Below are 25,321 nucleotides of genomic sequence, written 5' to 3'. Positions count from 1 at the left end.
AAAGATCGTGAGTCATCTTGAGAGTACTCTAGACACCTTGTATCAACGTCATCTAGAACTTAGCAACAAGGTGGACTGGGGATATCACAACCTTTTGCCGTGGGAACGTGGGAAAAATTTTAATGAGCATCCGTGGAGCCCGAATCAAGGAACGATTAGTCCTGAATTGACGGTTGCTGTTGAAACCGCCATGTTGACGGAGATTAATTTGCCATGGTTTACGGCGGGCCTTAAGGCGGTGTTTGCTCAAGCTCCGTCCGCGTTAAAGGCATTCGTTCATACATGGACGCGCGAAGAGGACCAGCATGGACGGATATTAGATGTCTATCTCTTGCTGAGTCGTAATGGGGAGCCTGAAGCGCGGGACCAAGTCCGCAAAAATGTGATTAGTAACGGGTGGCAAAACGACGAAGGGGATCCATTTGCGGTAATGGTCTATACGAGCTTGCAGGAATTAGCCACCCGTGTTTTTTATCTCAACTTAGCACGGGCTGCCGAGAGTCAAGATCCAGTGTTATCAAAGATCCTCCGTGTGATTGCGAAAGACGAGACGCTCCATTATGCCTTTTACCGGGATGCGGCAAAGGCTTATATTGATGACGACCCGTCTCGGATTGCCACCGTGTGTCGTATCATTCCGAAGTTTGTCATGCCCGGATTTGGTATGCCCAATTTTCGCCAGCGCCTGCACGTCATTGCAAAGTACGCGAATTACGGCATCTACGCGTATTACCAAAATGTCCTGAAAGTGGTTCTCGAATTTTGGGGAGTGCTCCATTATGATGTGTCGGCAGGAACTCGTGAAGCAAGGCGGACACTCGATCAATATCTTGTGAAGCTTCAGCGTCTCGCAGGGCGTCAAGCGCCTGCAATGGATTAAATCCGCACAGGGGTCACGTAGGGTGACCTTTCGTGTACCACCCCGTTTTTTTCAAAGACAAACGCTAGCAAGTTCGCTATGCTGATATCCAAGAGCTGTTCAGTGCGGGAATAAGGTGGCGTAGGTCGTGCGGGTGCCAATGTGGAAAATGATTTTTTACAGCAGCAACCAACTTGGCGTAAATTTATTGTGGCAAGCGTTCAATACGGTGGCGGTATTTTATTATGTCACCGTGTTGAACGTGCCGGGCGCCGCTTTATCGCTCGGCTTGATTGCTTTTGGAATTATTAACGCATTTTTCAATTTGTTTGCCGGCTACCTGAGTGACCGCACGACGACGCGGTGGGGGCGCCGTATTCCTTATGTGCTGGTGTCCGCATTGCCCTTTGGACTCGCCTTTTATTTTCTGTTTAGCCCGCCTCGGCTGGGGGTTACGACATTGATTTATTATTTTTTGACATTGACCTTTCTCTTTGATTTCTTTTTTACCGTCACAACACTCAACATCATGGCCTTGTTTCCCGAAATGTATCAAGAGTCGCACCAACGTAATTTTGTCTCGGCTTTGTCGCAGGTCTTTGGAATTGTGGGTCTCATTTTAGGGGTTGCGTTGTCCAAGTCTTTAGGCCAACTCATTGGGTGGGGAGCCATGGCGTTGGCGTTTGGATTGCTGGGCAGTTCTTCCGTATATCTCGCCCTTTTCGGCAGTTTTGAAGATCCTGCATATCGGGCTGTGCCCGCGTTGGCTTTTAAGGATGCGATACGGGCCACCTTCTCAAATCGTCAATTTGTCTTTTATGTGGTGGCTAGCTTTTTGATTCAACTGGTCACCACCATGCTGACGACGATTGCAGCCTTTTACACGAAGTATGTGGTGCCCTTGTCTCCCTTGCAGTATAGCCTTTTTATGGGCGCAATTTTTGTTGTGGCGATTCCTGTGTCGTTTTTGTGGGCTAAAATCGCTAATCGCTTCTCCAATGCGACTGCGACCCTTCTCAGTACGGCATTGTGTGCACTCACATTGCTCTCATTTTTGTTTGACCACTCTCCGAGCGCCGTCATTGGTACGGGAGTGATTTTGGGGCTGTCGATATCAGGATTTCTTGTCTTGCTAAATGTGCTGTTAGCCGACGTTATTGACTATGATGCGAAACAAACCGGTCAGCGCCGAGAGGGTATGTATTTAGGCATGAATGGCTTCATTGTACGGATTGGATTATCCGTGCAATATGCCATCATGGCGCTGTTCTTCGCCGTCAGTGGATTTGATTCCCGGCGCACTATCCAAAGTGCGCGGGCAATTTGGGGATTTCGGATTTTGCTTGGCGGACTGCCTGTCGTGTTGTTAATCGCAGCGTTGGGTTTCTTGTTGGCGTACCGTAGGCAAACCCTGGTGGCAGAAAGTGCCTGAGATTCGCCTCTATTGCCTTTAAAAGAAGCCCCGCGTAAACGCTTAGCGCGAACGACATACGAGCTGGGTCTCTTGTGTGGGATAAAAAGACCGCGGTTCGGCACGTTGTGTCGCCGGAAGTATCTATTGTATCATCAAAGAACGTTATGATTTTAAAGGAGGGGCGCTCATACGCTGTCAATTTGAATCGTGGTTATGGGGAACAATGACTTTAGCGTTTACCTTGGCGACAGCCTTAGCAATTGGAACGGCGATTTGGCAGTGGGTGACCTCGTATCCCCACTTATTAGGCGCTTTGCATACCAGTGTTGATCCGTTAATGCTAGCGTTCCTCTTCGCCGAGCTGGCTCACACCGCTCGCGTCATGCAATCAACACACCATCTTCGTCCCGAATTGATTATCATTTTGCTATCGTTAGCCTCTGCCCGCCACTTGCTGGTGCTGTTAACGGTCACAGACCATCCGAGTATTTCTAGCCTCTGGGCGAGTGGAGCCCTCACCACGCTGTTTGTGATCGTGTGGATGGCGTGGGCTATCGTGGCAGCCCGTACGAAAGCAGAGAGCCAAGAAGCCCGCGACAAATCACCTACGGTATAAGACCGGGTGTCAAGCGTGGCTCTACGCTGTTCGTTCTTGATATGACCATGTCTGGGGTGAATCGATAAGGTGACACGACGCCAAACGCCTAGGCTAAGCGTTTGGCGTCGTGTGTTTGGCTTGCTATTTCTTGAACACGAGGACGTTAAACGTGTTGTAATCGTTTTCGAATGTAATCGATTCGAACTTCACTTGATCCGAAAATCCTTCAATCGTTTTGGGAATGGCTCCCCAAAAATCCTCGTGCGCAATGACAATCATGGCCAATTCTCCGGGTTCTAGATCCTTGACCGCTTCCGCAATCCGTGGGCGCCGCTCACTAGCCGGTAAGCCCTTCAGATCTAATAGTTTCATGTTGTCTCACTCCTTTGCAATAGTCAAGCAGAAGCTAAATTGAAGCTAGTGCAAGAAAATCTCTTTACTTGTCCTTACCTTACCTGCTAAAGCGCCCCATCGCATATCACCTATCCGTACGATTTGTATTGACCTCATACAAGAAAGGTGTGTGACAAGGCCGTCCGAAAGGCGTAGTGTACAAGGATAGCCTTATGATGTCCTTTTGATGAGGAAATGACACGCACGTGAACTTGGGGATGACAGGGTGCTTGCCGTGGATTCTCTCTAGCGCCAGACGTTGCTGGGGCCATGGCGTCCGCGTCTATGGCCTCCTTGGCCCCGGCATTGTTGTGGATATACAGCCGACGGGCTTTGGCTTTGGTCGTTCAGCAATGGCCGGGAATCGTCTGCTGAACGACGGTTGGTGGGCATGGGGGCGTCTTGTGATAGGGGAGTGGACAGGGACGATGTGGGCTTTGGCGGAAGTTGATGAGGTTCTCTTGCTGCTTCCCAGCCCCGCTTGGCAAAATCTGTGACGGCCTCGGCGTGTCGGTACAAAAGTTGGACAACATAAGGGTTGCGCGAATGAGCTTCGACGAGAATGCCCTCAGGGCGTGGTTCTACGCGTTGATTGATTTCGTCTGCGTACCGGAAAAGTTCGGGAAAAAACGGATCCCAACGGCGCATGACGAGTCCTTTGCGCATGCGTTCTTCCATTGCCAGCACATGGTCATGCAATAGGGCTACGGTGACCGGATCGGTAGATGTCGTCAGGGTACGAATACCATCTGCTAGCTTCTCCACAGTTCGTTTCGTTGTGGCATGACGGTCAAATAGTTGGTGTCCGACCTCTTGATCGTGTTCTTTGGCGGCGTCCCAGCCGTAATAAATGGGTTGCATAGGCGAATCACTCCTCAGACATCTTTTAATAACAAGTTATTCTAAAATAACCTAAAATAAAAGACGACAATACGGCCTATTTTTTCTCGACTCCGGTGGAGTGTTATCACTCGAACGAATCGGTTCGTTGGGAGGGATTCTGATGGACACGGAGTAGCCTATGTTGTGATGAAAGAGGTTTTCTGGTTTGGAGGGCATATCCCGGCGATAGACTTTAAGCTATGCCAGCAAACGTTCCTGCAGGAACGGCCAAAATCTGCTACCGTTAGGAAAAGAGTAGGAATCGTTCGCGATGAGGGAGGGTCTAGGCTGATGGGAATGGACCGAGAGGCCCAGAAATTCTGGCGCGACCGTCGCCGGGAAATGCTGCGGCGTGATCGCAGTACGCGCCGAGGACAAGGGACCCCCGTCACCTTCGTGATTATCGGGTTGCTGGTTGTGGGCTGGGGAATTCAAAATTTCTTTCCGGGTTGGATTTTTGATGTGTCTGTCTACGGGGGGCGCATAGGTTTTATTGTGCTCTCGACCATTTTGCCTGGCAGTTTGTTAGGACTGCTTCTTGACGGGCTGTTTGTATGGCTTATTGGGTCGGAGCTCGAGCAGGTGTTAAAGCCGTGGCAATATGTGGCGGTGTTTTTTGGGTCCGGAATTATCGGTGCTACCGTAATGACGGTCATGGGGGCAGGGGCTGCGGCATTGTCCGTGTTTGGGTTGGCAGGCGCTTATGTTTATGTCATGGCCCGGTACAATTATCAAGGGGCCGTCCGCTGGGCGCTTTTGTTGCTATTAATTAACGTGGTGCTATCAGGCTTTCATCCGAGTGTACTGGTAGGCATGGTTAGTACCTTTGGCGTGGGGCTTGGCATCGCCTGGAGTATGGGCGCCGGCTAACGGTATTCTCACCCCAAAAAGGAGCAAACGGTAGGGTGGCGGACATTGTCGTGAAAACGCCTAGCATATCTCAGGATATGGCATGGGCAATGGATTTGTGGAGCAAGGAATGGGGCGGGACGGTCATGGTGTCACAAGGCCGCTCGTATCGCTTAACGGACCTTGAGCAGCTGATAGCGTGGGATGGGAGCGAGCGCGTGGGTCTAGCCGCATATCATGTTGAAGAAGACCGGGCGGAAATCTTGAGTCTTAATGCCACAACCAGGCTCCGTGGTATCGGCAGTGCACTGCTGCAAACGCTGGAATCATCCTTGCGCCGGCGAGCAGTCCGCAAAGTATGGCTCATCACATCGAATGACAATGTGGATGCGCTACGTTTTTATCAGCGCCGTGGGTACCGCTTAACGGGGATCCATACGGGAGCCATTGATCAAGCGCGGCGCATCAAACCAAGTATTCCGCTTGTGGGCCAATACGGGATTCCCATTCACGATGAGTGGGAATTGGAAAAATCCTTGTAGGGGAGGAGTTGCTGCGCTGTTGCTGTTGTTTGCGCAAGCCTTGTGTTGTGGGCTCATGGCTACAATGGAGCAGTCAAGACTTGACCGTACATGCTGTAGTGTCATTCTAATCGGACTGTAAAAAAACACGCCACTTGGGTCACGTCAAATAGGGCCGTATGACACTCCCCGTTCTCTCTTTGCAGCCTTATCGTTATCATTAAGCGCTTCACGGGATCGGAGCATGAGCGGTAAGGGGTGAGCCCATGGTGTCCAAGCATTATTCAGAAGAACTGAAGGCCCGTATTCGGCGGGATTTGTGTCGTCTGCCCTCCGCAGCGGCGGTGGCTAGAACGTATAACGTACCGGTGTCCTTCGTGCAAAATATAGCACGCCAGATGCCGTGCCGGCAGTCGCAAACCGCTCTTTATGACAGTTATGAACAGAGCGTGCGCCAATATAAAGCCCAACTCGAGCAGTGTTTAGCGTACCAAAAACGGCTAGAAAGCCAAATCGAGGCCCGCGACATTGAAATCGCGCACCTTGCGGAGGTGTGCCGCATTTACTCATCAGTGCGGTCGAAATGCCGGGGAAATGCCGAACATGAGACAAAGTCTGGTGCCTAGTCCAGAGGGATTAGCTCGATGCCGGCCGATTGGGCCAGTGTCCATGTTTCGGGACTGTCGTACAGGCGGCGAAAGAAAATGCGGCGAATACCCGCTTGCACAAGGGAGCGGGCACAATAGCGGCACGGGAGATCGGTGCAGTATAAATCGGCACCTTCGGTGGCAATGCCGTAGCGAGCGCATTGTAACAGCGCATTCAATTCCGCATGAATTGTACGTACACAGTGATTGTTTTCGATAAGACAGCCGACGTCGAGACAGTGGGGCTCTCCCGAGGGAGCCCCATTGTAACCGGTGGCAATAACGCGGTGATCTCGCACTAACACAGCACCCACAGCACGGCGAGGACACGTCGAGCGCGTGGCCACAAATTCGCTCAGTGTCCCAAAATATTCCGTCCACGAGACGCGTTCGTTTCCGCCTGCCCTTAAAGGCTTTTTCTCTGTCATAGAGGCATTGTATCGCTACCAGATACCATGCGTCTAGATTTCGCGCTTGGCATCACACCTTTTGGTATAGGTGTTGCAGGATTTCTCCCAATAGAGGGGCATGGCAGCCTTTTGCCATTTACCGCACTATAGGAGGGGTGATTTTGCTACCCACGGTGTCTTTGGGAACGTTTGGGAAAGCAAAATGGTATCGATTAGACAAAGGTGCGTAGAGGTTGAGGGAATTTTGAATAGATGGTTCACTAGGGAAAATACTAGCTAACCTATAAGTACAATAAATGTGCGTTAGAATTATGTGTTTATTATTCACCACACTACAATTTTCATTATACTAAGGTGAAGGATGTGGTTCTAATGGATAACTGGACAGAATTTATGAACTTTTTGGAATGGGATACCCAGGATGAAACGGCTTTGGGTCATCTTGATTGGAACGTGGTGGCTGAAACGGTGACCCCGCATTTTTATGAAAAAGTGCGTGCGGTTTCGCAATTGAACGCCCTTGTGCAGCAGCATTCGAGCTATGAACAATTAGGGGGATCCATGCGGCAATATTTGGCGGGTTTAGGCCAAGCTCCGACGGGGGATGCGTATCGCCGCCGCATTCACGCGATTGCCGCAGCCCATGTGCGGATCCATCTGACTCCTGATTGGTATTTGGGGGCGTACCGTCTCATTTGGGCGCAAGCTATGCATCAGGTGGATGTTCAGTGGCCTGATGATCCTCACGAGCGCGAACAGGTTCGCCAAGCGATTAGCAAGCGTTTGATGGCTGATATGGTCTTGACGATTAGTCTCTACCAAGAAGGAATGGATAAAGAACGCCAGGCGCTTGACACCACTGTCCAGGATATTGCAGCCGTAGAAGCGACGCTGTCCGATCAGGCGACTCGCTTGGCGGCTAGTGCCGAGCAGGCACAAGGTACGGTGGCGCAAGTGGCGGAAGCGCATGACAGCATGCGTACGGCGATGCAAGATACGATCGGACAATCCGAAACGACGGCACAGGCTGTCAAAAACGGCACGGCGGCTGTACGCGATTTGCAAGAGGGGGCTGCGCTTTTAGCGACCACGTTGTCAGCGGTATTGACGGCGGAAGAGGCCTTGGAGCAGCAAGCGCAAGCGATTGGTCAAGCGACTCGTCTCATTCAAGATATTGCCAGGCAGACCAACCTTCTAGCACTCAATGCGTCCATTGAAGCGGCACGCGCAGGGGATGCCGGACGAGGCTTTGCTGTCGTGGCGGATGAGGTCAAGAAACTGTCGGAGGCATCACAGACCGCAACACGGACCATTGACGACACCGTTGGGGGCATTACGCGCCATTTATCGGTGCTGGACGGGGCGGTACAAGAAGCGCAAAAAACGCTCGATCATGAAACGGAGGCTAACCGCGCGGTGGTAGCATCGTTCACGGCCATTCAAGAAGCGGTCGAGGCGACACAGCAGGTCTTCCATGCGCTCCAACAGCAGGTGGAGCAGGCGGCTGACGCGGTTCACCAAGTACGCGCAACGGCTTCTGATCAAACGCAACAAGCGCGTGATTTAGCGCGCATTGCCCAGCAGTTAACGGCCGTCATCACCAAAAAGCAGCTGCAGCCGGTCATGCCCTGAATCTTATCATGAGACGGAATGAGGAGTTATGGTAACGTGGGACATTCGGTAAAGAGCGCACGGTTGGACAAGGCGATTCGCGTGGCACGCATTCACCGCCAGGCATTAAATACACGTCTGCCTATTCGCCAGGCCTCGATCGATGCTCTTGATGCTGCCGTGCAGGGTATTATGCGTATGGGGGCAGACCAATTTGTCATCCAGTTTTACAACGAAATTCGCCGCGATCCGCACAATGCCGAAATATTAGATGCCTTGACGCCTCCCGAATGGACTCGGCTTCAAGAGACGATGCACCGTCATCTGATTCAGCTCATGGATCCGCATCAACCAGACGACGCTATCGCCCAGTGGGCTTATCAGGCTGGCCAAACCCATGCGTTGGTGGGTTTGGAACAGGGACAATTTGTCGCTGCGTTTACCGTCTATCAAAAGGCAGTCAAAGCCTTAATTAATTCGCGGCGATGGCTGGCCCCTAAACGCTGGGCGGTGCAAAGTTTTCTTGATCAGCGCATTGTTCGGGAATTGCGTGCCGAATTGCAGGGATTCGATGACACCCGGCGCCAGTGGTGGGATGCATTGCGGCAGACCTTTCACGTCGTCGCTCATGAGCCGCTGGATTTGGCCACCTTGTGGTCCGTGGTCGCCAGGTCTTTGCAACAAGCACCGGGTGTCATCGGGGTGCAGATATGGCAGCCGCAGGGGTGTGAAGGCCGTTGGGAATGTTTGGCTGCGTCTGGTTCATTGCCTGTGTCTGTGCAAGACTTTCGGGCGCTGTGGGACATAGACAGCAAAGACGGCGCGTGGGCGGCGTGGTGGGATCAAACGATGGTCGCACTCGACCGGCATGTGGAGGCTGAGTCCAACCCGATTCGTTCGGTATGTTATGTGCCGTTGCTTGATATGGCCAACAGTCCTGCAGCCGTTCTTGTCCTATATGGTCAATATCCCCATCAGTGGCAGAATCCCGATGTGAAAAACGGGCTGGAGTTGCTCGCCCTCTTGACGCGTCAGAGTTGGCCGAGCTTGGTTCCGGGGCTAGAGGCCCAAGTTTTGGGGACGAACCGGCGCGATTTAGCACGTGGGCATTGGGAATGGCGGTACCAACCGATTGTTGATATCGCAAGCGATCGTCCGATTAAGTGGGAACAATTAGCACGCTGGCGAACCGAAGCAGGCACTTTGTTGGCACCTTCGGAGTTTCTCCCTCTCATGGGATTAGCCGACCACCGAGAATTATTAGCCCAAGGCATTCTCGCATTGCAGCACGACGCCTCGCGGTTGCCCCAGGCCAAGGTGTCGATCAATGTCGTACCCGAGTTGTTGTCGGATGCGGCCGGTCAAGTCATTCTGGAACGCGCCATGACACGATTTGCCCGCGGTACCGTGGTTCTGGAACTCTTGGAGTCCGGACGCATTGATGATAAAGGGTGGCAGTTCGTGCGTGCGCTCGTGAAAGCGGGTGCTCAGCTTGCGCTCGATGATTTTGGGGCGGGCTATGCCAATTTCGATCGGCTCATGGAAGAGCCGTGGGCTTGGGTAAAGTTTGACCGGAGTTTTTGGCGCCGGATTGCCGAGGATCCGGGTCGATGGATTCCTACGCTTGGAGAGATGGTTAATTTTGTGAAGACCTTGGGCATTCCCGTAATTGGCGAAGGCATTGAGCGGTCGGAGCATTTAGCGGTGGCCCAGGCTTTGGGGATGGAGGCGGGCCAAGGGTTTTTATGGGGACGTCCAGAGTCCGTGGAATTCTGGGCTTCGCACAGCGTTTCTCCGGCATCCCCGGCGCCTGGAGGATTGTGGGGATTGGTCAGTTGGCACTGGGTTTCGGAACGAACGTTAGCGGACGCGTCCTTGTGTTTGTGGAAAGCCGATGGTTCCGTGCCTGACGAAATTCTCGAAGTGCATCAAGCCTGGCATGAATCGGGCGGAAGTGCCGTCGCAGAAAAACGGTGGAAACAGGCGATCTATCAGAGTCTTAAGGCATAAAGAAAAAGAGGACTCTCTTGGGGAAGAGAACCCTCTTTTTTTGATAGGCGTACGAATTATTTCGCGCTGTGTAACATGGTGGGCGGGAGATAATGAGCAAAATCGAGAATGTGAGCCCATACGGCTTCATAGCCCGTGAAGAGCCAAATCACGGCGGCAACTCCCAGCACTAACGCGGTGATGATAGTCAGCGTCCGGTTCTTGTGCCAATAGATAGCGGGAAGCACTAAGATGCCACCGAGTCCCGTTAGTACGAAGCCAGCAAAAGCCACACCGGGAGCTGCTCCCATTTTCAGGTCTAAGAGCCGAAATCCAATGATGATGGCATAAATACCGCCAAACAAGCCATAAATGGCGGGAATCAAGGGCTCCCATTCTAGCATTAGGGTCAGACCCGCAGCTAAAAAGACCATACTGAGAAACAGCATAGGGCCTGCGTAGGCGACATTAAAGCCTCCGGGCAACGGCCACATAATCAGCATGGGCAATGAGGTGACGAGACCAAGAAAACCTACGGCAAAAAATCCTGCGGCCCAACTGCGTCGATATTCTTTGCCCGGATTCACGTAGAGATAATGGGCTAATAGGGCAAGGCCTGCGCCTAAGTTCAAAAGCATTACGGCTAAGTAATCGACAAACATCTGACTCACTCCTTCTTCTATCACTTTTGGGTTTTTCGAGAGGGTCGTGTTATGTTGACCATTCTGGGCAAGGTCTGCGTGAGGGACGAGATAGTTTGATTTGAAGAATGGCTTTTGCAAACCCTTTGATTCACGCTCGGCCATGACCTCATGTCGTTCCTTGCTTGCACTGTCATTGTGCAACAACGCCGCAAGGGCTTCATGGGCCGTCAGGTCCTTGGTTCGTGGTGCTAACGGTCCCGAAGTTCGTGTCCACCAGACCCGTCCATGGATGGAGGGCCCCCTTTATTCAATGGCCATTTGGCAGGGCTACAGGCTAAGAATCAAAATGCCAAGTCATTTAAGGAGCTGCTTGGCAATGCATGGGGCCATAGGGGGAGCGCACCCTTGCGACCGTGCCGGATTAATATAGGGTCGTTTTATATTCGAGCATTTGCTGGATCTGGTAAAACGCCTACGACACGGCCGTGTATCGGTCGCGCGAGGTGATTTTCCACGACACATAGCGTCAGTGCCCATAGCGGACAACGAGTGCCTTACTAACATGGGGATTCACATCGGGCCGCCGATGCAGGGTCTGGCGGAGGACCTTGAAGTGGGCACCGTGCTTTGATGGCACGCTCCGGCAAAAAGGTTGTGTGTCCGTAGGCATCGTAGGCGGTGACCAAAAAGTTCATGCCGAAGTCTAAGCCGACACTTGACGCAGGTCGTCGAGAGGGGCCTCGGTCACCTCTTGCGGCATTAGCACACGGAGGAACCACCGGCCATGGCGGTGGAAGAGATGCGCCTTGCCACCTTCTTATCGTGCTTACATAGGTGTCGCAATCCTTCACGAGGAATTGAGCACTTTTTTATACATCTTCCTATTCATGGACCATGTCATGGCCTTGGTTGGAGGCCTACCGGGAAGGAATTGCGGTGAAGGACGCGGGATGACGCTCGGCGTAGGTTATCTTGCGTATGTTTCATCACTATAAATGACCCAGCGCTTGACCAATTGCCAAGCGCTGGGAGAATGTTTATGGGGAAGCGTGTGCGGGAATCGGGACGATGAGAACAGGTAAATGGCTATGGGCAACAAGCCAGCGCGGAAAGCTACCAAACAGCCCCTCGATGCGCGTCGACCCATGATGCTGGCCGACGAGAATTAATTCCGCTTGGTGCTCGGCTGCCACTTTTGCGAAAAGTGCGGCAGGACTGCCGTCTCCGGGCTCCATAGTGCGAACGTGCCACTCACCAACACGTCCTGCCTGCGTTACCATGGCCATCGCGGCTTCTTTTACGGATTGTGCATCACGGTCCCAGTCCTCACTAATTTGGTCCACGTCAATATTGGGCCCCCCACTAAATGGCGTCATTCCCATTTCCGCGTATAAGGGGGTAAGGTCTTGAATATCGACCATAATAATTCGGCCGTTCGGCTGTGTCAGACGACATGCCCAGGCTACCGCTTCCATGCTCGAATCAGAGCCGTCAACAGCAACGGCGCAACAACTTACTAAATCTGGCATGATGGAACCTCCGCTTCTTAGACATTGTCACGACGCCTTTTAGTGTACACAATGATGTGTCCATTCTATAGAGCTTTTTTAGCGTCTGGCTTCGGCATGATGAGAAAAACCTAGGAACTGTTACACCGGAAGTTCTTTCGATTAAATCGTTTTCTACGGAATGTCTCCTTACGGAGATATTGTTTGAACCGCCAATTTTGCTGCAAGTGATATCCCTGACGATACATACCCGTTATGATAGAAGCTAAGAAGGATTAACTCACTCAAAGTCTGAATTCACCGCGTATAGTAAAAAAGTAGGACAACATGAAACGGGGAATGGATTGCTATCAGGTAACGAAAGGAAATGGGCCCCATGAAACCATTTACACAACAAGGCCATAAACGCCGTCTATCATCGACCGCTTCGTTTATGGATATGGCCCGGTATTTCCCTATTGGCCGGCAGATCCGTAAGGAGTGGGATAATGACCCCACGGCGTTTAATGCTTCGCGTTTAGACCGATTGCTCAGACGATGCCGTTGCCAGATCACACGTGCAACAGACGGTTCCTTTTGGGTCAACGGCTTGCCGATCTATGACCGGGCTTGGGCTTTTCGGCGCGAGGGAGCGGAGATATTCGTCGAGTTTTATGGCCGATATGGAGAAAAACGTGTGAAAAGCTCGCGTGTGACGACGGTTTCGACTACGGAACTCGCTGAGGACGACTTACAGGGCTGGATGCGGTTAGCACTCTTGGTGTTCTTAGATCCTGGGGTACCAGAACGATGGGATTGATACGTTGACCACGGACGCTGCTAGCTCTTAGGGCTCGACCTGGACCTGCTATGAGACCGTATGGAACCATGGGACAATGCTCCTTAACCTTGGACCGAATGGACATTGGCGCAAAATGGAGAGGGGACCATACTGGACTTGAAATCCATGTAAGAGGGGACAGAATAAGGAGCTGATGGAGTGATATGCAGACGCCAGACCAGCACGTACTGACCCAAGAGGAGCAAGTCCAGCTCAATCAATGGTGGAGAGCCGCAAACTATCTTTCTTTGGGGATGTTATATCTTCAAGATAATCCTTTGATGACCAGACCATTGGAACCGACGGATATTAAACCCAGACTTCTCGGGCATTGGGGATCAGACCCCGGCCAAAATTTTATATGGGCGCATCTTAACCGGGTGATACGCCGCGAAGACCTTGATATGATTTACATAGCAGGCCCAGGCCATGGGGCGCCTGCCACGCTTGCCAACACCTACCTCGAAGGCACCTACTCCGAAGTGTATCCCGACCGTAGCCAGGATGCAGAAGGCCTGCGCCGGTTCTTTCATCTCTTTTCGTTTCCCGGGGGCGTCGGAAGCCATTGTACCCCAGAGACTCCGGGGTCCATTCACGAAGGAGGAGAACTTGGATACTCGTTGTCCCACGCTTTTGGAGCAGCCTTTGACAACCCCGACCTCTTAGTTGCAGTGGTAATCGGAGATGGCGAGGCGGAAACGGGACCTGCGGCCACGGCCTGGCACTCAAATAAATTTTTGAATCCGGCGCGTGATGGAGCGGTTTTGCCTATTTTGCATCTTAATGGCTACAAGTTGGCTAATCCTTCGATATTAGCGCGTATTCCTGAAGAGGAGCTCTTAAATTTGTTTCGCGGGTACGGTTATGCACCGCATCTGGTCGCGGGTGATGATCCTGGACTCATGCACGAAGCCATGGCATCCGCGCTTGATGCCTGTATTGCCGAGATTCAAGCCATCCAAGCTGCCGCAAGGCAAGGCCATAACCATCAGAGGCCGGTATGGCCCATGATTATTCTACGTACACCGAAAGGCTGGACCGCGCCTAAAACGTTAGATGGTCATATCATTGAAGGGTCATGGCGTGCGCACCAAGTTCCGGTGTTGGATGTTAAGACAAACCCTGAACATCTCACCGTGCTGGAAGAGTGGTTCAAAAGCTATCATCCCGAGGAGTTGTTTGATGAGGTGGGCCGTTTGCGAGACTCTTTGAAAGCGTTAGCACCGCGAGGAAAGCGCCGTATGAGTGCGAATCCGCATACGAATGGTGGACTGTTGCGTGAGCCATTGCGGTTACCGGATTTTCACGATTATCAAGTTCGCCTCGCCAAGCCCGGACAGATTACTATCGAGAACACCTATGTTCTAGGGCAATACCTGCGCGACGTCATGCGGCTGAATATGCACAATTTCCGGGTATTTGGGCCGGATGAAACCGCATCAAACCGTCTTCAAGCGATATATGAGGTTACGCAAAAGACGTGGATGGCGGAATCCTTTCCGGTTGATAGCGATGGCGGCGAGTTGTCGCCAGATGGTCGGGTCATGGAAATGTTGAGCGAGCACACCCTTGAAGGATGGTTAGAAGGATATCTCCTGACGGGTCGGCACGGGTTGTTGAATTCCTACGAAGCCTTTGTCCATGTGATTGATTCCATGGTCAACCAGCATAGCAAGTGGATTGAGAAGGCGCGTTTCGAGGTGTCATGGCGCGCCCCGATTGCGTCGTTGAACATTTTGATTAGCTCAACCGTATGGCGCCAAGACCACAATGGGTTTACCCATCAAGATCCTGGGTTTTTGGATGTGGTCACGAATAAGCGGGCCGATGTGGTGCGTATCTATCTGCCGCCCGACGCCAACTGTTTATTAAGCGTTGCCGACCATTGTTTGGCGAGCACAGACTACGTCAACATTATTGTCGCGGACAAACAGCCCCATTTGCAGTATTTGACTATGGATGAAGCGGTGACCCATTGCAGCAAAGGCATCGGCTTATGGCCATGGGCTTCGAATGATGAAGGGCAAGTGCCAGACGCGGTGGTTGCATCTGCGGGCGATGTGAGCACCATGGAGGCATTGGCAGCAGTGGCTTTGCTTCATGAGAAATTGCCCGAGTTGCGCGTGCGGTTTATCAATGTCGTCGACCTATTTAAATTGCCTCCTCCCAGTCTTCATCCTCATGGAATGTCAGATTCAGATTTTGTCGGATTGTTTACGGCCGACCGGCCCGTGATCTTCAATTTCCACGGCTATCCTGCTTTGATCCACAAGTTGATATACCGAAGGCCCAACCATGAATATTTTCATGTCCACGGCTATCAAGAAATGGGAAGCATCAACACACCCCTACAGCTGGCTATTGAGAATCATATTGACCGTTTTTCGTTGGCGATCGATGTCATCGACCATGTACCGGGCCTGTCTATTCGTGCGGCATCTGTTAAGCAATGGCTGCAGGATCAGCAGATCTTTCACTTAAATTACGCTCGGACAAATGGCATTGATCCGCAAGAAATTCGTGAGTGGACCTATCTTGTGAACTAAAGCGAGCTCCATCAAGACCTTCAGCGCCTGGCGAAACCGTGCCAGGCGCTGAAGGTTTTTGTGTGAGCGTCATGCCGGTTTGTTTTGAATAAGACGAACGGTGTGACGGGCGATGACAATATCTTCATTCGTGGGAATGACGCGGACCGTCACTTGACTGGTAGGGGTAGAAATCACGGGAGCGTTTTGGGCATTGGCGCGGTCATCTATGGTAATCGCCAAAAAACCGAGGGCCTCGCAAACCTTGTGACGAATCAAGGGGGCGTGCTCACCAATTCCCCCGGTGAAAATCAGGGTGTCAAGTCCCCCTAGGGCCGCGGCCATGGCTGCCACAGCCTTGCGGATGCTATAGGCAAACATGTCAATCGCTAGCTGCGCATCAGGATCGGAAGAGGCTAAAAGCGTTTGCATGTCGGGGGAAATGCCGGAGATGCCCAAAAGACCAGATAAATGATCTAGAAGGTGCTCGAGTTCCGCCCCACTATAGCCTTTTTCATTGATGAGGTAGACCAGGACACCAGGATCAAGATCCCCAGGACGTGTGCCCATAATCAAACCACCCGTTGGAGTGAGTCCCATGGTGGTGTCCACCGACTGACCATTTTGAATGGCGGCAAGGCTTGCGCCATTCCCCAAGTGAGCGGCCACAATGCGTTCTTGGGGATTAACGGGTAGTTGGCTGACAAGATACTCATAGGAGAGGCCATGAAAGCCATACTTTTTGATGCCCTCTTGCCACAAATTGCGGGGCAGTGGTAAGCGGGCCGCGACTTCAGGAATGTGTTGGTGAAAAGCCGTGTCAAAGCATGCGGCCTGCGGGATATCCGGAAAATGCTGTGTGACCGCATCGATAGCTTGGACCTCGGCAGGAAGATGCAACGGAGCAAATCGGAAATAGTTTTTGATATCGGCGCGAAATGCCGCGGTGATCAGTTGATGGTTCACATAGCGAGGGCCACCCGACACCAAGCGATGTCCTACCGCCTGGGGGCTCGGAATACCTTGGGCGCTGAGGAGCGAAAACACTGCGGCAACCGCGTCGTGGTGGTGGCGAATGGCCACGCTACCCTCTATTGTGGGGGTGCCGGGACGCTTCAACCACATTCGACTGTCCGGTAGGCCAATGCGTTCTATTGCACCGTCGGCCAGCCAATGGGGTGTCTTGGAATGGTCCGTGCTGTTGACAAGATAGAGAGAAAACTTAAGCGAGGATGATCCGCTGTTAAGGGCCAGCACGGGAATGGCAGCAGTCGACATGCTCATCGCCTCATGTTCAGTAGTAGGAGGGCATTTTAGACCCATTTACTGCATTAGACCATACTTTCTCAGTGGTCTTGCATCCATCACGAACGACGCCTTATTGCCATAGGTCGGAAGACACGAGAAGTCCAGCCAGGTGTGTGAGAAAATGGGCGGCATCCGCGCCAAACACCACGCGGTGGTCACAGGTCAAGGTGCAATCGGCTGTCCCTTCTTCATCCATGGCGGCAATGGCCAAGATGGCACTAGCCCCTAAGGGAACGACCGCATCAAATTGCTTGACGATAGGATAGACGCCCAGATTGGATAAGTAAAACGTCGCTCCAGAATACTCAGGGGGAAGAAGACGCGCAGCCTTCGTGCGTTCCAGGAGAGCTTTCCATTCCGTTTGAATGGCTGCCAGCGACTTTTCTCCCATATCTCGTAATACGGGTGTTAGCAAACTATCGCCAGCTTCCACGGCAATTCCGATATCTACGCGATCGCGAACAGCCAGTCCTTGAGCCGTCCAAGCCGCGTTAAACCGCGGATAGGCTTGAATAGTCATCGCGCAGGCTTTACTCAGGGCGACAGTGAGACTCACCTGATGGATGTTGGCTTGACGCTGCACTTCACGAATCGGCAGACGGGCACTGACCCGAAATGTGGGCGTGGACACGGTAGCGGCCATGGAGCGGGCGACAGCGTCTCGACTTTTGCTTGGGGATTCGATGCGGTAGGGGGGGCCATAGTCGAGCGGCGGCGTTGCCGGTGACAACACCGCGGCTATCACCTCAGCCGCGTGGACGATACCATCAGCGCCCGGTGCGATGTTTTTCAGATCGAGTCCCAAATCATGGGCCAAGGCTCTTGCATAGGGAGAGGCTTGGCGATCTGTTGGCAGCACTTCGTCTGGAGTCGGGACGACCGTAAGAGAGGGCGACGGCGGGGCTGAATTGGTAGACATTGGGACTTGCGGTGTGCTGGCCTGCGCTTCTAGGATCTTCGCCTCCTCAGTCCGTTGCGGGGACGTCGGTGTTTGGGCATTATCTAGAGCTTCTTCGGCCGTATCGGCGAGAAAGCCAATGGTTTGCTTGACCGGAATATCTTGATCGACCGGCGCTAAAGGACCTGCTAAATAGCCATCCCGAAAGGCTTCCACTTCCAGTACCGCCTTGTCTGTTTCTACTTCGGCAACCGCCTCACCTTTTTGGACTTTGTCTCCTACGGAGCGAACCCACTGCGTGAGGCGACCGGTATCCATGGTATCGGATAAAACAGGCATAACAATGGGGTGTTTCATGATTTCTGGCTCCTTTGCAATAAAATAGTTCGCGCTGCCCGGGCAATGTCGTTGGCGTGGGGAATCGACGCTTGTTCTAATTCCGCATTAAAGGGAATAGGGATGTCGAGCCCAGCGGTTCGCGCGATGGGGGCATCCAATGTATAAAAACATCGCTCTTGCAACGTGGCGGCTAATTCGGCTCCAGCGCCTGCATACCGGCTATCCTCTTCGGCAATGAGGACATGATGCGTTTTTTGTACGGATTGCTCAAGACAATTCCAATCGATGGGAGATAAACTACGCAAGTCGATGACTTCCATGGAGATGCCGTCTTGTTGCAATCCTTGTGCCGCTTTTAGGGCTTCGCCCACCATAAGCGAATAGCTAATGCACGTGATGTCAGTGCCTTCTTGCCGCACCACGGCTTGATGCATAGGAATAGGTGCTTGGCTTGGATCGACGGGGCCTTTGGAAAAGTAGAGCAAATCATGCTCAAGAATGATGATGGGATCTTCGCTACGAATGGCCTGCCGGATTTGGTGGTAGGCATCGTGCGGGGTAAATGGCACCGCAATCCGCAGTCCAGGCACGTTCATGAGGGTATGTTCGAGCCGTTGGGAGTGCTGCGCGCCCAATTGTTTGGCGACGCCTTGGGGCATGCGAATGGTCAGAGGCACCGGGAATTGTCCGCCGGACATGAAAGGAATTTTGGCAGCGAGGTTAATAATCGAGTCTAGGGCCAACAAGGCAAAATTGGCCGTCATAATTTCGATGACGGGGCGTAAACCGGTCATGGCAGCGCCGACGCCTAGACCGGTAAAACTATTTTCGGAGATGGGGGTATCGCGTACTCGCATTTCTCCGTATTTGGCCATGAGGTTTTCTGTCGCACGGTATGTGCCGCCGTATAGCCCCACATCTTCACCCATAATAAACACATTCGGATCCTCGGCTAACGCATGGTCGAGTGCTAAATTAACCGCCTGCCAGTAAAACAACGTATCGGTCATTGTGTCGTCCCCCTTAGATGAGCCCTTCATGGGCATGATTTTGGTTGACCAACTGGATAGCCTCGTCCATGGTTAACGAAGGGCTGCTTTGGGCGAAAGCCACCGCGTCATCTAAGATTTGCTGAATCTGCGCCTTCATGGTCTCGACATCGGCGACTTGCCAGTGTCCCGCTTGGTAGCCTTGCTCAATATGCTGTTGGATCACATCCGTGTCGAACGGCGGTGTGGCGGACGCTAAATGGGTGTGACGGGTCAGTTCGCGAGTGGCCAACACGATGGGGTCAAGACCGCTATACGCCCGAACTTCGGCGGGAGGCCGGTACGTTCCGGGATCGGCCATCGAATGCCCGCGGTAGCGGTATGTTTGAAATTCTAGCAGGTAGGGTCCGCCCCCGGCCCGTATATGGGCTAACGCACTTTTCGTGTGATGATACACATCTTCGACGTTCATGCCGTCCACTTGTTCGGCAGGGATGGCATAAGAAGCTGCCCGCTTATAGACGTCTACCACAGCGGAATGGCGATGAATTTCTGTGCCAATCTGGTAATGATTATTCTCACAAATAAATAAAATCGGGAGTTTCCACAACGCGGCCATGTTCAGCGATTCGTGAAACGTGCCTTGATTGACCGCTCCATCACCAAAATAGCAGAGAACGGCTTCGGGGAGGTGGCGATAGGCAATCGCATAGCCAATGCCTGTGGCAATCGGAAAGGTTTCTCCGACAATGGCATAGCCGCCCATGAAGCGATGTTCTTTGTCGAATAGGTGCATGGATCCGCCCATGCCGCGGCTGATGCCCGTCCGTTTGCCATAAAGTTCGGCCATAATCTTTTTGGGTTCGATATCGCGGATTAAGGCATGCACATGTTCACGATACGTGCTCACAATATAATCGGAGGGTTCCGCTGCCCGAATGGTGCCGACGGCGACCGCTTCTTCCCCCGGATAGAGATGTAAAAACCCTGCGATATGCCCTTGGGTATACTCTTCCGCTGCGCGTTCTTCGAAGGCGCGAGCCAACAACATATCGTATAAGAACTGTTGCAGTTGCTCCGATTCCATGAGACTTCTCCTTTCGAAAGGCAACCTCTCGTTAAATGGCAGTTACTTGGGAGCGGTTATGCATGAGAACCGCGAGGGCGGCAGAAACCAAGCGTGCTCGTGGAGGATCGGCGCGGGAGGTGAGAATGATGGGAACCCGCCCGCCCAGCACAATTCCCGCTAAAGTGGCTTGGGCCAGGTATTCTAAATCTTTGACCAAAATGTTCCCGGAGACGAGATCTGGCACCAGGAGAATATCGACGTCGCCTGCCACCACGCTCTGAATGCCTTTAATTTGTGCCGCTTTAAGGGACACCGCATTGTCAAACGCTAAAGGCCCGTCTACTAGAGCATGGCGAATTTGCCCACGTTCGGCCATCTTGGCCAAGCACGCTGCATCAATGGTGGAGGGAATTTGAGGATTTATGACTTCGATGGCAGACAAACAGGCGACCTTGGGTTGTTCGACACCAAGTTCTCGGAGAAAGTCGACAGCATTTTGGACAATCTGTGCTTTATCCATGAGAGAAGGTGTAATGTTGATGGCCGCGTCCGTCACACACAGTAGTTTGGGATATGTGGGTAATTCGGCCATAAACACGTGGGATAGACGCTCCTTGGTTCGCAGACGGGCTAAGATCGGATGTAAGAACGCATCGCTATGAATGTGGCCTTTCATTACCGCTTGCGCTTGCCCATTCATCACCAGATCGACTCCTTGTGCGGCGGCTTGTTCATCGCTCTGGACGTTGACAATGTCGAAGGTGGGACAATCGGGCAATGATGCTAAAATACTTACAATACGTTCTTGATTGCCAATAAGGATAGGATCAATCATGTGTCGCCTTTTGGCCTCACATGCGGCCTCTAATACGTAGGCTTCGGCAGCATCAACGACGGCCACAGGTAAGGGAGCCATTCCCTTGACAGCATCCAACAGAGCATCAAACGTGGTGAACACGACCAGTCGTCCTTTCTTGGTTCTTGCCAGTGATCTTGCGTGTCTCAGTATGGATCGGGATGGCACACATAGTTAGGCCCGAATGGACCAAATCCTAGGGTTCTAAGAGGACCGGCTTGTCAGAGAAAACACGTCAAATGGCCGTGCGAATGATCAAGGCATCTCGTCTAAGGTAGAAGAAAGACGATACAAAGGGCGGGTTGGATGAAATGCGTTATTTTGTACGAATCCAAGTGGGGCAAGGGATTCAGTGGCGCACGCTCATGGGACCCTCAGCCAAGAACGTGGCATGCGATCTATTTAAGCAGGTGGATGGCCATGTAAATGCGGTGTGGGTATGCCGCGCGAGTCATCCTGAAGATGTTTTTTGTGATGCCGATTTTGAGGCAGATGAATCGCGCATATATATGCGCCAGGACTGTGGTGATTCCAAGAGTGGTGAACCCGCAATTCGGCCATAATGAGGGTGACCGCCACAGCGGGACTAAGACGGGGGAAGTGGGAATACGATGGAAAATGCTATGGATGAGGTTGTGGTCACAAAATTTACCCATGGGCTCATTGGGCCGGATACCGGATTTTTTGCACACGTGCGAAATGGAGGCCGCATCCGAGCGGTGACGCCTCCGGGTTGCTGGGGCCCCATGATTACGCCGGATTTCCGGGGTGGTCATGAAGTGACGCAACCCGTTTACGTTGAGGATGCAAAAGTTGGCGACGCGCTGGCCATTTACATCGAAAAAATTAACGTTCTCTCCGAAGCCTCGAGCTCCGGTACAATGCAAACGAATGAGGCCGCCTTTACGGACGATCCCTTTGTGGCTAAAAAATGTCCACATTGTGGCACGCCATGGCCGCAAAGTCGGGTGGTCGGGATCGGTGAAGGCAGTATTCGTTGTGCGCATTGTGGCGCGGAGGCCAGCCCTTTTCATTTTGGCCAAGGCTATACCGTGGCGTTTGACAAGGCCCGCCAGGTGTCCATGGCGGTTGATCAAAATCATGCGGAATCTTATGCACACGATGCTAAGCATCTCGCAGCCTTGCCGGAATCGAGCCAGCAATATCCCATTTTGCTTTATGCTGCCCATGCGCTGACAGGGTTGCCGGTACGCGTTGAGCCTTGCATTGGCAATATCGGCACGATCCCGTCGCGAACGCTTCCGGATTCCCATAACGCGGGAGACTTTGGGTACTTTTTGGTGGGGGCGCATCATGAATGGCATGTCAGTGAAGAGGAGTTGGATGAAGCGCGCACGGATGCCCACTTGGACTGCCGAGATGTTCGGGAAGGGGCCGTTCTGATTGTGCCAGTCAAGGTGGATGGAGCGGGTGTGTACCTGGGCGATGCGCATTCTATCATGGGACGAGGAGAAATTGCCGGACATAGTATCGATATTACGGCAGATATTACGGTGCGCGTCGAGGTGATTAAAGGCTTGTCGCTGTTAGGCCCTCTCTTACTGCCCAATATCGAGGATCTTCCGCGCATTGCGCGTCCGTTTTCCGAGGCGGAACGCCGGCAATTTAGCGAGTTGGGACACACATTGGGAATTATTCCCGCGTTGGACGTTCTGCCTGTTCAGTTTATCGGAACCGGTAAAAATCTCAATGTTGCTACGGATAATGCCGTGAAGCGCGCGGCCCGTTTTATGAATGTGGGCGACGATGAGATCTTAAACCGGGCCACCATTGCTGGCGAGGTTCAGATTTCGCGGTTGCCCGGTGTGGTGCAATTAAGCCTGCAATTGCCTCGTGAGCTATTGGAGGCCAAAGGGTTGTGGAACATCGCCTATGAGCAATATTTGACGTCGTGAAGGAAAACGACCCTGACTTCGAAAAAACTCCCTCAGAGATGACCTGGGGGAGTTTTTCTATGCACCCAAGGCGAAGAGCATAGTAATTAATGACTAAGTTTTTGTTGTTAAAAGAATAAACTGATATATAATAGGGGCAGATGCTTCAAAAATAGTCCGTAAGAACCATGTTGGCCGTGGGAAAGAGGCATTATTTCAGGAGGGATGGAAAAATGATTGTGATGATATTTATTTTGATGTTGGCTTTTTCCCCTGTGATCTTTGCTATGTTTGGACGGCCTGCATGGAACCGTTTTTCTCGCATGGCATGGGAAGCCATGGCTCATCCATCGGGACCGGTTGTGGCGTTCCCGTCGCGTTGGAAGCGTTTGGCGATGCGTCTAGTGCGCCCTCCCCGCAAAGAGTCGGTTGAGCCGCAAAAGAACGTGTCCTGAACCGTCTACGAATTATGAGGTGTTTTTAACCCAAGTTGGGATATCCAGCGGGACTCCTGCGTTCGGGGGCATTAATAAATCATGCGCTGACACTTGAGACGGTAAGGGATTAATGATAAGGTACCGCGGGGTCCATTTCCTATTCCACTGCCAAATACTCACGAGTTCGATCCATCCTGGAATCTTTTTCTTATACAAAATCGCTAGCACGATGGTGTTTTTTCGCGGTTGCATGGCCATCATAAACCCTGCAATAGGCCCTGCCAAGGGGCCTTCTTGGGTCCACGCCGATGTCGGCGTTATGGTAACGTCCGCGGGCGGTGATTGTTGATGTTGAAACTGCTGGCCCCATCCTAGCATCGTGGCCCATGGAATGGGTAGTTTTGGCGCTTTGGCCGTGAGGGAAACGCCTACCCACTGCACACCTCCTGGTACGCTCTGTCCAAACCATAAGCGATGATGTTCTACCACCGGCCAAACCCACCAGCTTTGTTGTGGACGTTGGGGATTGGCTACAATCCACGGAGCCCATCCGTGATGATTGCGCAGCTTAGGCGCAATGCCCTGCGAGACCCACCGGAGTGTCCATGGAGTGCGCGTATCTGCTGCAAAGTTAGCAGGGGATATCGGTTTCGAAGGGATTGTCGTTGAGGCTGTGGACGATATCCAAAGAAGGAGTCCCGTCAAAAGGATAAGGCCAGCTCCCCAAAAAAGCTTAGACCGTGTCGTCATCATATAACGCAGGAAGCCCCGGCGGGTTGATAGGGGAAGCCTTGCACTGGATTAGATTGTCTCATCCCGCTCCTGCCTCTCTTAAATAGTGATGTGAGCCGTTGATGCGTTGAGGGCAAAGCTTAGGCCGTGTAGATACCGCAGTGGTTAAAAGACTCTATGTCAATCATATCATGGTTATGCATTGTCGGCAGGGGATACAGGACAGGCGAACCAGAATTTGTCGTGGGGTTATGCGATCGTGATGCCTTTGGCCGCAAGATTAAGGCGGCATTCTTCCTTGTACTGCGCGTTATGTTCGGGATAAATGGGATGATGATGAGGCCAGCGGCTGTCGCTCCAGGCTACCGGAGGGAGAAACTGGCCGCAATATCCCGGATCTTTCCAGGCGGGATCTGGATGATACCCCCGCCGCTCCATTTCTGCCATGACCAACTGATGATAGGCGGCGAGATATTCCCTAGGATAATCGAACACGTAGTTGACGGTTTGGTGTTTGCGTCCCCACCCCTTTCCCCTTAACGCACAACATTCTCGGTGTTGTCCTAGCAGCTGGGCTCGCGGTAAACGCGAAAGCAACTCTTCGTGCCATAGTCTCACAATGAAAAAATCCCTCCTGCGAACTGGGTATGCAAAGTCACACGATTATGCGCTCGGGGTGCCTTCTATACGAATATATCGCTCAACGGGCAAGGCGAAGATGGTGGCCCCGCCAATGGTCACCGTCGTTGGAGAGGCATAGAAGTCATGATGCAAAGGCACATGGCCTCCATGCGCTAGCGCTTCGCGCTGATGACTATATTGACGCACCACGTCAAGAATCGCCGGAACTTTTTCCGCCCTCGTACCGATCATGTAGGTGGTATTGCCTTGATCAAGAAAAGCGCCGCGTGATGCAAATTGCGTGAAGGCTGCGGGCAATGCTCGCAAAGCTTTTGAGAGAGCCTTGGCATCTTGGGACTGAATCACCACAATGAGCAACGTATCAACTGGTTCCGCAGAAATGGCGACCCTCTCCTTTTTAAGTGTGTGCTCCCTATCATAGCGAAGATTGCGGACAAAGAAAACGGTTTCTCAGACCAACCTTCATCCTATGGCGTTACGGCGGGA

26 protein-coding genes are annotated in these 25,321 nt (G+C 52.4%); 13 read left to right on the top strand and 13 right to left on the bottom strand.

Annotated elements, in window-relative coordinates; genetic code table 11:
* The first annotated feature begins 7 nt into the window (after positions 1-7).
* The 3 genes from CO251_RS13405 to CO251_RS13395 all read left to right on the top strand — a co-directional run bounded on the left by CO251_RS13405 (position 8) and on the right by CO251_RS13395 (position 2,889).
* On the top strand, positions 8-880 hold the full coding sequence (locus CO251_RS13405; protein ID WP_103376318.1) for an acyl-ACP desaturase: 873 nt from the start codon (positions 8-10) through the stop codon (positions 878-880).
* 127 nt (positions 881-1,007) lie between these two features.
* On the top strand, positions 1,008-2,291 hold the full coding sequence (locus CO251_RS13400) for an MFS transporter (protein WP_207654687.1): 1,284 nt from the start codon (positions 1,008-1,010) through the stop codon (positions 2,289-2,291).
* Positions 2,292-2,496: 205 nt separating this feature from the next.
* Positions 2,497-2,889, top strand: coding sequence for a phosphate-starvation-inducible PsiE family protein (locus CO251_RS13395; RefSeq protein WP_103376317.1), 393 nt, complete (start codon positions 2,497-2,499; stop codon positions 2,887-2,889).
* A gap of 123 nt (positions 2,890-3,012) precedes the next feature.
* On the opposite strand, the gene CO251_RS13390 is transcribed toward CO251_RS13395, so the two are convergent.
* Complete coding sequence (locus tag CO251_RS13390) at positions 3,013-3,243, bottom strand: DUF2249 domain-containing protein (protein ID WP_103376316.1); 231 nt, start codon at positions 3,241-3,243, stop codon at positions 3,013-3,015.
* 267 nt (positions 3,244-3,510) lie between these two features.
* Entirely contained in the window at positions 3,511-4,125 is a 615-nt protein-coding gene (locus tag CO251_RS13385; RefSeq protein ID WP_103376315.1) for a hypothetical protein, read from the bottom strand.
* 312 nt (positions 4,126-4,437) lie between these two features.
* On the opposite strand from CO251_RS13385, the gene CO251_RS13380 reads away from it, so the two are divergent.
* From CO251_RS13380 to CO251_RS13370, 3 genes are all read left to right on the top strand, one after another.
* Positions 4,438-5,016 carry a hypothetical protein gene (locus CO251_RS13380; RefSeq protein WP_242968606.1) on the top strand — a complete coding sequence of 193 codons (579 nt, stop codon included), beginning with the start codon at positions 4,438-4,440 and terminating at the stop codon, positions 5,014-5,016.
* 35 nt (positions 5,017-5,051) lie between these two features.
* On the top strand, positions 5,052-5,537 hold the full coding sequence (locus CO251_RS13375; RefSeq protein ID WP_242968605.1) for a GNAT family N-acetyltransferase: 486 nt from the start codon (positions 5,052-5,054) through the stop codon (positions 5,535-5,537).
* A gap of 245 nt (positions 5,538-5,782) precedes the next feature.
* Positions 5,783-6,142 carry a hypothetical protein gene (locus tag CO251_RS13370; RefSeq protein ID WP_103376314.1) on the top strand — a complete coding sequence of 120 codons (360 nt, stop codon included), beginning with the start codon at positions 5,783-5,785 and terminating at the stop codon, positions 6,140-6,142.
* Here the strand turns inward: CO251_RS13370 and CO251_RS13365 are convergent.
* On the bottom strand, positions 6,139-6,591 hold the full coding sequence (locus CO251_RS13365; RefSeq protein ID WP_103376313.1) for a deaminase: 453 nt from the start codon (positions 6,589-6,591) through the stop codon (positions 6,139-6,141). The genes CO251_RS13370 and CO251_RS13365 overlap by 4 nt on opposite strands.
* Positions 6,592-6,945: 354 nt before the next feature.
* Here CO251_RS13365 and CO251_RS13360 point away from each other — a divergent pair, with 354 nt between their 5' ends.
* Positions 6,946-8,205: a globin-coupled sensor protein gene (locus tag CO251_RS13360; RefSeq protein WP_103376312.1), complete on the top strand. Its 1,260-nt coding sequence runs from the start codon at positions 6,946-6,948 to the stop codon at positions 8,203-8,205.
* 36 nt (positions 8,206-8,241) lie between these two features.
* Positions 8,242-10,194 (top strand): EAL domain-containing protein, encoded by a 1,953-nt coding sequence (locus tag CO251_RS13355; protein ID WP_158246351.1) that lies wholly within the window; start codon positions 8,242-8,244, stop codon positions 10,192-10,194.
* Positions 10,195-10,250: 56 nt separating this feature from the next.
* On the opposite strand, the gene CO251_RS13350 is transcribed toward CO251_RS13355, so the two are convergent.
* Positions 10,251-10,835: a DUF981 family protein gene (locus tag CO251_RS13350; RefSeq protein WP_103376310.1), complete on the bottom strand. Its 585-nt coding sequence runs from the start codon at positions 10,833-10,835 to the stop codon at positions 10,251-10,253.
* Between the two features lie 1,019 nt (positions 10,836-11,854).
* Positions 11,855-12,346, bottom strand: coding sequence for a universal stress protein (locus CO251_RS13345; RefSeq protein WP_103376309.1), 492 nt, complete (start codon positions 12,344-12,346; stop codon positions 11,855-11,857).
* Positions 12,347-12,701: 355 nt separating this feature from the next.
* Between CO251_RS13345 and CO251_RS13340 the strand changes: the two genes are divergently transcribed.
* Both CO251_RS13340 and CO251_RS13335 read left to right on the top strand, forming a co-directional pair.
* On the top strand, positions 12,702-13,124 hold the full coding sequence (locus CO251_RS13340; RefSeq protein WP_103376308.1) for a hypothetical protein: 423 nt from the start codon (positions 12,702-12,704) through the stop codon (positions 13,122-13,124).
* Between the two features lie 185 nt (positions 13,125-13,309).
* Positions 13,310-15,691: a phosphoketolase gene (locus tag CO251_RS13335; protein WP_103376307.1), complete on the top strand. Its 2,382-nt coding sequence runs from the start codon at positions 13,310-13,312 to the stop codon at positions 15,689-15,691.
* Positions 15,692-15,760: 69 nt separating this feature from the next.
* Here the strand turns inward: CO251_RS13335 and CO251_RS13330 are convergent, their stop codons facing one another.
* From CO251_RS13330 to CO251_RS13310, 5 genes are all read right to left on the bottom strand, one after another.
* A complete protein-coding gene (locus tag CO251_RS13330; RefSeq protein WP_103376306.1) occupies positions 15,761-16,948 on the bottom strand; it encodes an acetate/propionate family kinase in 1,188 nt (395 codons plus the stop codon).
* Between the two features lie 100 nt (positions 16,949-17,048).
* On the bottom strand, positions 17,049-18,233 hold the full coding sequence (locus CO251_RS13325; protein WP_103376305.1) for a 2-oxo acid dehydrogenase subunit E2: 1,185 nt from the start codon (positions 18,231-18,233) through the stop codon (positions 17,049-17,051).
* Positions 18,230-19,225 (bottom strand): alpha-ketoacid dehydrogenase subunit beta, encoded by a 996-nt coding sequence (locus CO251_RS13320; protein WP_103376304.1) that lies wholly within the window; start codon positions 19,223-19,225, stop codon positions 18,230-18,232. Before CO251_RS13320 ends, CO251_RS13325 begins: the two co-directional genes overlap by 4 nt.
* A 13-nt stretch (positions 19,226-19,238) precedes the next feature.
* Complete coding sequence (locus tag CO251_RS13315) at positions 19,239-20,291, bottom strand: thiamine pyrophosphate-dependent enzyme (protein ID WP_103376303.1); 1,053 nt, start codon at positions 20,289-20,291, stop codon at positions 19,239-19,241.
* A gap of 31 nt (positions 20,292-20,322) precedes the next feature.
* Entirely contained in the window at positions 20,323-21,231 is a 909-nt protein-coding gene (locus CO251_RS13310; protein WP_207654686.1) for a bifunctional enoyl-CoA hydratase/phosphate acetyltransferase, read from the bottom strand.
* Positions 21,232-21,440: 209 nt separating this feature from the next.
* On the opposite strand from CO251_RS13310, the gene CO251_RS13305 reads away from it, so the two are divergent.
* The 3 genes from CO251_RS13305 to CO251_RS13295 all read left to right on the top strand — a co-directional run bounded on the left by CO251_RS13305 (position 21,441) and on the right by CO251_RS13295 (position 23,479).
* Entirely contained in the window at positions 21,441-21,692 is a 252-nt protein-coding gene (locus CO251_RS13305) for a hypothetical protein (RefSeq protein ID WP_103376302.1), read from the top strand.
* A 48-nt stretch (positions 21,693-21,740) separates the two neighbouring features.
* The gene (locus CO251_RS13300; RefSeq protein WP_103376301.1) at positions 21,741-23,045 is read left to right on the top strand and encodes an acetamidase/formamidase family protein; all 1,305 of its coding nucleotides are present in this window, start codon (positions 21,741-21,743) and stop codon (positions 23,043-23,045) included.
* Between the two features lie 212 nt (positions 23,046-23,257).
* Entirely contained in the window at positions 23,258-23,479 is a 222-nt protein-coding gene (locus tag CO251_RS13295; RefSeq protein WP_103376300.1) for a hypothetical protein, read from the top strand.
* A gap of 12 nt (positions 23,480-23,491) precedes the next feature.
* Here the strand turns inward: CO251_RS13295 and CO251_RS13290 are convergent, their stop codons facing one another.
* The 3 genes from CO251_RS13290 to CO251_RS13280 form a co-directional block, all read right to left on the bottom strand.
* Complete coding sequence (locus CO251_RS13290; RefSeq protein WP_103376299.1) at positions 23,492-24,214, bottom strand: hypothetical protein; 723 nt, start codon at positions 24,212-24,214, stop codon at positions 23,492-23,494.
* Positions 24,215-24,442: 228 nt separating this feature from the next.
* The gene (locus CO251_RS13285; RefSeq protein ID WP_103376298.1) at positions 24,443-24,811 is read right to left on the bottom strand and encodes a TIGR02328 family protein; all 369 of its coding nucleotides are present in this window, start codon (positions 24,809-24,811) and stop codon (positions 24,443-24,445) included.
* A gap of 45 nt (positions 24,812-24,856) precedes the next feature.
* Positions 24,857-25,183 (bottom strand): cyclic-di-AMP receptor, encoded by a 327-nt coding sequence (locus CO251_RS13280; RefSeq protein ID WP_242968611.1) that lies wholly within the window; start codon positions 25,181-25,183, stop codon positions 24,857-24,859.
* Positions 25,184-25,321 lie beyond the last annotated feature (138 nt).

The organism is Sulfobacillus sp. hq2, from assembly GCF_002903155.1.
In the GTDB taxonomy this organism is placed as follows: domain Bacteria; phylum Bacillota; class Sulfobacillia; order Sulfobacillales; family Sulfobacillaceae; genus Sulfobacillus; species Sulfobacillus thermotolerans.
The sequence above is the reverse complement of the archived record's forward strand: the minus strand, read 5'-3'. Positions and strand labels throughout refer to the sequence as shown.